General features: G+C 55.9%; 8 protein-coding genes. 4 read left to right on the forward strand and 4 right to left on the reverse strand.

Annotated features, from left to right (window positions below):
- The first annotated feature begins 109 nt into the window (after positions 1 to 109).
- The 3 genes from H8F22_RS28615 (at position 110) to msrA (ending at position 5,130) form a co-directional block, all read left to right on the forward strand.
- Positions 110 to 1,504, forward strand: a complete 1,395-nt coding sequence (locus H8F22_RS28615; RefSeq protein ID WP_194940981.1) for an alkaline phosphatase D family protein — start codon at positions 110 to 112, stop codon at positions 1,502 to 1,504.
- 192 nt (positions 1,505 to 1,696) lie between these two features.
- A complete protein-coding gene (locus H8F22_RS28620) occupies positions 1,697 to 4,390 on the forward strand; it encodes a putative bifunctional diguanylate cyclase/phosphodiesterase (RefSeq protein WP_027922046.1) in 2,694 nt (897 codons plus the stop codon).
- A gap of 92 nt (positions 4,391 to 4,482) precedes the next feature.
- Positions 4,483 to 5,130, forward strand: coding sequence for a peptide-methionine (S)-S-oxide reductase MsrA (msrA, locus tag H8F22_RS28625; protein ID WP_027922047.1), 648 nt, complete (start codon positions 4,483 to 4,485; stop codon positions 5,128 to 5,130).
- A gap of 91 nt (positions 5,131 to 5,221) precedes the next feature.
- Here msrA and H8F22_RS28630 read toward each other — a convergent pair whose 3' ends face one another.
- On the reverse strand, positions 5,222 to 6,058 hold the full coding sequence (locus H8F22_RS28630; protein ID WP_194940982.1) for a 23S rRNA (adenine(2030)-N(6))-methyltransferase RlmJ: 837 nt from the start codon (positions 6,056 to 6,058) through the stop codon (positions 5,222 to 5,224).
- Between the two features lie 251 nt (positions 6,059 to 6,309).
- Here H8F22_RS28630 and H8F22_RS28635 point away from each other — a divergent pair, with 251 nt between their 5' ends.
- On the forward strand, positions 6,310 to 6,723 hold the full coding sequence (locus H8F22_RS28635; protein WP_194940983.1) for a hypothetical protein: 414 nt from the start codon (positions 6,310 to 6,312) through the stop codon (positions 6,721 to 6,723).
- Between the two features lie 44 nt (positions 6,724 to 6,767).
- On the opposite strand, the gene H8F22_RS28640 is transcribed toward H8F22_RS28635, so the two are convergent.
- The 3 genes from H8F22_RS28640 to H8F22_RS28650 all read right to left on the reverse strand — a co-directional run.
- Positions 6,768 to 7,091, reverse strand: coding sequence for a hypothetical protein (locus tag H8F22_RS28640; protein ID WP_194940984.1), 324 nt, complete (start codon positions 7,089 to 7,091; stop codon positions 6,768 to 6,770).
- A gap of 357 nt (positions 7,092 to 7,448) precedes the next feature.
- A complete protein-coding gene (locus tag H8F22_RS28645) occupies positions 7,449 to 7,859 on the reverse strand; it encodes a hypothetical protein (RefSeq protein WP_194940985.1) in 411 nt (136 codons plus the stop codon).
- 134 nt (positions 7,860 to 7,993) lie between these two features.
- A partial coding sequence (locus tag H8F22_RS28650; protein ID WP_324188475.1) for a hypothetical protein occupies positions 7,994 to 8,426 on the reverse strand: 433 nt, incomplete at its 5' end.

Genomic DNA, 8,426 nt, shown 5'->3' on the forward strand with positions numbered 1-8,426 from the left:
TCCCGATATTTTCTTCGAAGCAGCAACTAGTCTTAGTTGCACTGAAACTTAATAAAACCACATCAGCTACTTCCTGCTTCGCTAGCAATTACTTCGAATGGAATCGAACATGTTAAAACCGACTGTCGGCCCGATTATGGGCCACACTACAACTAATCACGCGCGCATTTTTCTGCGTGGAGAACTTCAAGATAATGCATTGGCATTTGCAGGGGTTCGTTATCGGCGCCAAGGCGAAGCCCATTGGTCCCGAGGCGAATTTGTTAAGTTGACGCGCTTGCGCGACATGGCCGATGTGATTGCGCTCAATGAGCTGGCCAGCGACACCGAGTACGAATATCAGGCCGGCTGGTTCAGCCCGATGAGCCCGGTGCATACCGTGGAAACGGTCCAGGAACTGCCACTGCAATGGCCACGGGAGATTTACCGGTTCCGCACTCGCTCCAGCAAGACCACCACGCCACGAGCTTACGTGGTCGGCTCTTGCCGCTATCTACGCATGACGGCAGGCATTGCGTCGGCGCCGAAACGGGGTGACCGGATTTTTGCCTCGATTGCCGATTTGACGCAGCAGGTTGACCCGCCTGTCAGCGCGATGCTGATGACCGGCGACCAAATCTATGTCGATGACCTGAACCTCGTTGCTCCCGACCGGGAATACAAGGAAATACTCAATAAGTATCGTGCAGCTTTTTCCCAACCGAACATATCCAGATTAATGTCCAATTTGCCGACCTACATGATCCTCGACGACCATGAAATAGAAGACAACTGGCCTGCCAACAAAAGCAAGGGCGATGCTTACTTATATAAAAACGCCATCGCGGCTTATGAGCTCTATCAAGCCAGCCACAGTCCGGCACATGAACTTCTGACCAACGGACAGATAAACAGAAAACTAGAACGTTATTGGTATCAGTTCACCGACGGTGATATTGAATGGTTTGTCACCGACAGCCGTACTCGCCGCAACCTGTCCGCCGATGATCGCCGTATCCTTGATGAAGAACAGGAACAAACACTGCTCAAATGGCTGATCCACAGCCCGGCCCGGGTCAAATTCGTGGTCACTAGCGTGATGTTCTACCCCGACCGCAAACGCCATGGCGATGACGCCTGGAAGGCCTTTCCAGAACAACGCCTGCGGTTGCTGGAGACGATTCGCACGCACCGCATCAAGAACGTCATCTTCGTGTCGGGCGATGTCCACGGCTCCTTGACCAGTCGCCTGACCCACAGCGCAAACCCGGACTTCGAGGTGCACACCGTTGTCTCTTCGCCGCTGTGCAACAGCAAACTGCTGCCATACGCCAAGGCCTCCACCTTCATTCTGGATCAGCCGCTGGCGCAAACGGCGGCGGGGGACTATCGGCATGAACTGACCAGCCAAGTCGTCAGCGAGGACAACTTCGCCCATCTGATCGTTGATGGCGAGCAGGTTCAGGTCAATTACCACGACCGGGACGGCAAACGATTACAAACGGTAAACATCCCGCTGCACTAAGGTCATGAAGGCCAATTGCATTAGTTTTGAGCCCGGGCTGAAGAAAACTTCGCGCCGGCCGACATATTCTTATAGCACTTGGCCTTCATGTCTCTTGTCAGTCGGGGCCGCAATGATGCAACCTTGCCGCAGACAACAGTTAAGAGGGCGAGAGCCCGGCGCGATCAGCACATTCGAAGCGAGTTTCCCTCAATGAAAAGCCAACCCGATGCCGCCAGCCGTATGGTGGCCGAGGTAGTGACGCAGTTGCCTGTGCCCTCGCGGCTCGGCATGCTGCGTTTCGAACGGCTGAATGAGCCTAGCTGGGCGCTGCTGTTTCTCGATCCTAATTGCGAACGCCATTTCGGCCTGCCGGCCGTCGACCTGTGTGCGCTGGTCGACTCCCCCTACGCCAGCCTGATGGAGCCCGAAGCGCGCTATCAGCTGCATGACGCGGTCCAGCAGCAACTCACCGACAGTCCGAACTACCAGATCCGCTACACCTTGCACACCGCCTCAGGCGCCTTGAACCTGCTGGAACTGGGCGAAGCCTATAAACAGCACAATCGGCACCTGTTGCGCGGCTATCTGCTGGTGGTCGATGACCTGTTCGAGGGCTTTCAGCTTCAGCCCGCGCAGGATCTGGAAACCCAGAACTCGCGGCTGCAAATTGCCTTGGAGCTCAACCAGCGCGCCCAGCAGGAACAATTGCAGCATCTGGACCGGGTGCGCGCCCAGCAGGACCTGATCCTGTTGCTGACCCGCCAGCGCTACAGCACCAACAATTCCCTGCAAGAAGCCGCCGAACTGATCACCCGCAGCGCCTGCGACATCTACGAAATCGACTGTGCCAGCCTGTGGAACCTCGAAGGCTCGATGCTGGTGCCGATATCGGCCTATCACCGCGCCAGCAGTGAATACCAACTGCCGGAACCGATCGACGTCAGCGGCTTCCCCGATTACCTCGAAGCCTTGCACAGCAGCCGCGCCATCGATGCCCACAACGCCATGCGTGATCCGCGCACCCGGGACATGGCCGAGAGCCTGCGCCCCCGCGATGTGAACGCGATGCTCGACGCCAGTATCCGCGTCGACGGCCAGGTGGTCGGCGTGCTGTGCCTGGAACAGACGGGGGCGACCCGCGCCTGGCAGTCGGACGAAATCGCTTTCGCCGGCGAGCTGGCCGATCAGTTCGCCCAGGTCATCAACAACCACAACCGCCGCACCGCCACCAGCGCCCTGCACCTGTTCCAGCGTGCGGTCGAGCAAAGCGCCAACGCCTTTTTGCTGGTCAATTGCGACGGCGTGGTGGAATACGTCAACCCGAGCTTCACCGCGATCACCCAGTACAGCACCGAAGAAGTCCACGGCCAGCGGCTGTCGGAACTGCCGGCGCTGGAGAACCTCAGCGAACTGCTGTTCGACGCGCCCTCGGCGCTGGCCAAGAGCAACAGTTGGCAGGGTGAATTCAAGAGCCGACGTAAAAACCTCGAACCGTACTGGGGCCAGCTGTCGATCTCCAAGGTCTATGGCGACAACCGCGAGCTGACGCATTACATCGGCATTTACGAAGACATCACCCAAACCAAACTCGCCCAGCAGCGCATCGAGCGCCTGGCCTACACCGACAATCTGACCAACCTCGGCAACCGCCCGGCATTCATCCGCAACCTCGATGAACGCTTCGCCCGCGACACCGACACACCGATCAGCCTGTTGCTGGTGGACATCGACAACTTCAAGCGGATCAACGACAGCCTCGGTCACCAGACTGGCGACAAACTGCTGATCAGCCTGGCCCGACGCCTGCGCAACAGCCTGAGCCCGAGCGGCAGCCTGGCGCGTTTCGCCAGTAACGAATTCGCCGTGTTGCTGGACAACACCGACCTGCGCACCGGCCAACAGGTCGCCCATCAGTTGTTGATGACCCTCGACAAGCCGATGTTCGTCGACAACCAATTGATCAGCGTCACCGGCTCCGTGGGCCTGGCCTGTGCGCCGCTGCACGGTCGCGACCCGCAAACCCTGATGCGCAACGCCGGCCTGGCGCTGCACAAGGCCAAGGCCAACGGCAAGCATCAGGTCCAGGTGTTCACTGAAGCACTGAATGCCGAGGCCAGTTACAAGCTGTTCGTCGAGAACAACCTGCGCCGCGCCCTGACTCAGAACGAACTGGACGTGTTCTACCAGCCCAAGCTCTGCCTGCGCAGCGGCCGCCTGCTGGGCATGGAAGCGCTGCTGCGCTGGAACCACCCGGACAAAGGCATGATCCGCCCGGATCAGTTCATCAGCGTCGCTGAAGAAACCGGCCTGATCATCCCGATCGGCAAATGGATCGCGCGCCAGGCCTGTCGCATGAGCAAGGAACTGAGCGCCGCTGGACTGGGCAATCTTCAAGTGGCGATCAACCTGTCGCCCAAGCAGTTCTCCGACCCGGACCTGGTCTCGTCCATCGCCAACATCCTTAAGGAAGAAGCGCTGCCGGCGAACCTGCTGGAGCTGGAACTGACCGAAGGCCTGCTGCTGGAAGCCACCGAAGACACCCACTTGCAGCTCGACCAGCTCAAGCGCCTGGGCCTGACCCTGGCCATGGACGATTTCGGCACCGGTTACTCGTCGCTCAGCTACCTGAAAAAATTCCCGATCGACATCATCAAGATCGATCGCAGCTTCATCCACGAAATCCCGGACAACCAGGACGACATGGAAATCACCTCCGCTGTGATCGCCATGGCCCACAACCTGAAACTCAAGGTCGTGGCGGAAGGCATCGAGACCGCCGAGCAACTGGCGTTCTTGCGCCGCCACCGTTGCGACGTCGGTCAGGGCTACTTGTTCGACCGGCCGATCCCCGGCGCCGAGCTGATCGAAAAGCTCAAGCGCTACCCGCGCGGCCCTCTCGTCTGACCCCACTCCTACAGGGGTAGTGCGTAACGGGGAGGGTTTGGGCACACTGGCGGTCTGATTCCTACATCCCAACCTGACTGAGAGGACTGATCATGGTCTTGCGCTCGGAAATCCTGGTGAACAAAAACGTGCTTCCAACCAAAGAACAAGCTCTACCCGGCCGTGAAACCCCGATGAACCTGCCGGAAAAACATTTCGTCCACGACTCCCCGCTGCTGGGCCCGTTCGTCACCAACGTCGACTTTGCCATCTTCGGCCTGGGTTGCTTCTGGGGCGCGGAACGTCGTTTCTGGCAGCGTGAAGGCGTGGTCAGCACAGTCGTGGGTTACGCCGGCGGCTTCACGCCGAACCCGACCTATGAAGAAGTCTGCTCAGGCCTGACCGGCCACAGCGAAGTGGTGCTGGTGGTCTACGAGCCGGAAAAAGTCAGCTACGACGAGCTGCTGAAGATGTTCTGGGAACTGCATAACCCGACTCAGGGCATGCGTCAGGGCAACGACATCGGCACCCAGTACCGCTCGGTGATCTATGCGACCAACCCGGAGCAACTAGCAGCCGCCAAACACAGCAGGAACGTGTTCCAGGCTGAATTGACCAAGGCCGGGAAAGGCGAAATCACTACCGAAATCGCCGAAGCGCCGACGGTCTACTTCGCCGAGGCGTATCACCAGCAGTACCTGGCGAAAAACCCTGAAGGCTATTGCGGGATTGGCGGCACAGGCGTGACCTGCCCGATCTAAAGATAGCTGCAAGCGGCAAGTTTCAAGCTTCAAGCGAAAGCCCCGCGCGCACCGCTTTTACTTGCAGCTTGCCGCTTGAAACCTGTCGCTGCTATTCAGCAATCAACCAATCCATCTGCCATCCACCCTGGGTCTGCCCCAATTTCTTGGACAGCCACGGCAGCAACTCACGCAATTCCTCTTCCAGCCCCCACGGCGGATTCGCAATCGCCAACCCGGACCCGTTCAGACTGTTCGGCGTATCCAGCGGATGCACCAGCAACTCCACGCGCAACAACTTCGGCGCGCCCGAGCCTGCCAGATCCTGATAGAAACGACGCAACAGGCGCTGGTCCTTCACCGGGTACCAGATCGCCGCCACGGTCTGACGCATCCGGCCAACCGCTTCTTTCAGCGACGCCGCACAGCGCTGCATCTCATCGAGCTGTTCAAACGGCGGATCAATCAACATCACAGCCCGCTTTTCCTGCACCGGCAACATCGCGCGCGGCACATGCCAACCTTCGCCCAGATGCACCTTCACCCGACGATCACCGGCCATGTTGTCCTTGAGCAGCAAACCGTCTTCGGGGTGCTTCTCGTTGAGCATCACCCGATCCTGCGGCCGCGTCAGACGCCGCGCCAGCTCCGGCGACCCCGGGTAATAGCGCAACTGGCCATCCGGGTTCATGTCGTGCAGCACGTTCATGTAATCGGCGGTCAGCGCCGGCAGGTCCGGCTGATCCCACAGACGCGCAATACCTTCCAGGTACTCACCGGTACGGCTCGCCTGATCACCCTGCAGGTCATACAGACCAATGCCGGCGTGAGTGTCGAGATAGGCAAACGGCTGCTCCTTGCGCGACATCAGGGCGATGAGGCGGGTCAAAGTCAGGTGTTTGAACACATCGGCGTGATTGCCGGCATGGAAGGCGTGACGATAATTCATGATTGCTCCTGCGAAGGCCGGGAAGTTTACCTTGTACCGAGGCGAACGTCAGGGCCTCGCAGCCGAGCGGGCACTTGCAGCCCCACAAACCCTGTGGTGAGGGGGCTTGCCCCCGTCGGGCTGCGAAGCAGATCCAAAACCTGCCATCCTGTGACTCCTGCCCCCCCGAATCCTCGGTCGGCAACGGAAGATACTTACCAACGCCCTAGCGCTACACTGATCTCAACGTCCGACAGGAAGTCGAAAAACCAATGCGTATTCCAGCCATTTCTTTTTTATGCCTACTGTATTCAGGCTACGTCGTTTCTAACGAACAACACACCGAAGAAGCGCGTCAATCGTTAAAGAACTATGGTCTAAGTCACTGCATGTTGAAGCCATTCAATGAAAAGTCAGCATTAGAGAAAGACATCGGCCTGACCGCTGGCGCCTTCTCCTTCATGGGCAAAGGAATGCACACCATTCTTCAAAATGAAGACACGCTTCAGGTACTGCACGACCCCTACAAAGAAACAACTGACTACATATTAACGGCCTACAACCAGACATCTTCAAACAGCAAGCACTTGAGCCAAAAAATGGTGTTTTATGGGTGTTTGGAAGTTTACAACTCAGTGGCATTTGACCGCTTCATCAAGACTCAAGACCGGTTTATCTCCAACTAACGTCTGCGGCGAGGGGAACCCATCGCCACAGAAGCAACTGGACGCTACTCCGAAGGCCGGGCCCTCAACCGCCGCCCAACCACATCCAGCACATCACACCCATCACGCAACGGAATGGCACACAGCAACGCAAAATCACTAAGAATGAACGACTCACACTCAACCGAACCGCGCATCGACATGTTTTCCAGCACCTGAGTGACGGCACGAATTCGGTAGTTGGCGGCTTCGTATAAAACATCGAGCGGCGCGTGGGTATCGACGAATAGCGTGGGCATGTCGGTGCAGTTGCTGGTGAGGGCCATGAAGCGGTTTTCAGGGTGGGGGATTGGTTTTTCGTAGGGTGGGTCGGGGTGAAGATTTTTCATAATTGAACCCTCTGGTAGTAAACGGTCGCTACCATCGGCCTTCCTACAGGCTTGGGTGGCAGCTATACGCGGGGTAGGAATATCGAGACCAGAGAACTCGACCACACCGAAGCGTGCCCGCGCACAGCCGCCGCAACTGATCTTACGGACGCATGTTGACGGCCGCAATTCAGGTGTCGACGCCGGAGCGTCCTCTCTAGTCTTGAAGGGTTCCTACACCCTGCCACTGAATTTTCAGTGACCACCAGAGACTATCGAGGGAATGCATTTCAAACCAGTTCATGGAAACCGATACGAGTTGAAGGAAACTTCCGATGAGCTTGCCCGGAAATTTCGCTACCGTTTCAGAAACGCCGACTACCAAGTAGATTGGTCTTCAAGACTGGCTTTTCGAAGGTCTTCTTTCCATTCGATAGTCGCCAATCGATAAATATCCTCAAAAAAAACTCTTGTATTTTCCATTTCATCCCACCCACAGGGGAATGAGGAATATGCCTCTGGGTCATATTCCAGCAACGACTGGAAATCGTAGCTTTTGTCCTGAAGCGCCTCTTCTAAGCATTTATAAAGTAAAAATCGGTGTCGATATGTGCGATTTCTGACCAAGCAATACTTGAGTATTAACTCTTCTCTGTCTGTTGGGTTATTCGGATCGAATTTTTCCAGTTCCTCTCCAAGAGTATGCTCACGATCATAAATATCGAAACAACCCAAAAAATATGAAGGCGTCGGTATATATGGCTGCTGAGTATCAGGATCAATAAACATAATCTTCCTCACTTCAAAAAGGGGACCAAAAAGGGGACGGATTTATTTGTTGTTCTACAACAACACCTTCGAAGCTAGCAGCAAAATTAAATCTGCCCCCTTTGATTCCGCGTTATACTCTCAGACATTATAACTCACCAACTAGATTGATCTTCGAGACTAGCTTTTTGAAGATCACTCTTCCACTCCTCACTAGCCAACTTATAAATATTCTCAAAAAAACCTCGATGATCGTCTATCTCCGTTTCATCCCAAGCCATAGACGTATTTGTCTCGTAATCGCTTTCAAACTGTGTAGAAAAATCAAAATTCAACTGTGCTAAAGCATCCTCAAGGATTTTAAACATCAAAAAACGATGCCTATATGGTAAATGCTCGAGACGAGTCAAGATGAACTCTCTAATGATTTTCTCTCTATCACTACTATCATTTGGGTTATATGAATCGCCCCTGGTTTCGTAGACACCTCCAAGCCTCATAATGAGGCCCAAATAGGAGGTGCCATGAGTCGTCAGCGTTACCCCGAAGAATTCAAGATCGAAGCGGTCAAGCAAGTGACCGAGAAAG

This window comes from Pseudomonas mucoides (genome assembly GCF_015461845.1).
Classification (GTDB): Bacteria; Pseudomonadota; Gammaproteobacteria; order Pseudomonadales; family Pseudomonadaceae; genus Aquipseudomonas; species Aquipseudomonas mucoides.

What these genes read in the sequence shown, in the direction of transcription:
- H8F22_RS28635 (WP_194940983.1), top strand. Translation starts at nt 6,310, where the DNA reads ATGCGTATTCCAGCCATTTCTTTTTTATGCCTACTGTATTCAGGCTAC.
- H8F22_RS28620 (WP_027922046.1), top strand. Translation starts at nt 1,697, where the DNA reads ATGAAAAGCCAACCCGATGCCGCCAGCCGTATGGTGGCCGAGGTAGTG.
- msrA (WP_027922047.1), top strand. Translation starts at nt 4,483, where the DNA reads ATGGTCTTGCGCTCGGAAATCCTGGTGAACAAAAACGTGCTTCCAACC.
- H8F22_RS28615 (WP_194940981.1), top strand. Translation starts at nt 110, where the DNA reads ATGTTAAAACCGACTGTCGGCCCGATTATGGGCCACACTACAACTAAT.
- H8F22_RS28630 (WP_194940982.1), bottom strand. Translation starts at nt 6,058, where the DNA reads ATGAATTATCGTCACGCCTTCCATGCCGGCAATCACGCCGATGTGTTC.
- H8F22_RS28640 (WP_194940984.1), bottom strand. Translation starts at nt 7,091, where the DNA reads ATGAAAAATCTTCACCCCGACCCACCCTACGAAAAACCAATCCCCCAC.
- H8F22_RS28645 (WP_194940985.1), bottom strand. Translation starts at nt 7,859, where the DNA reads ATGTTTATTGATCCTGATACTCAGCAGCCATATATACCGACGCCTTCA.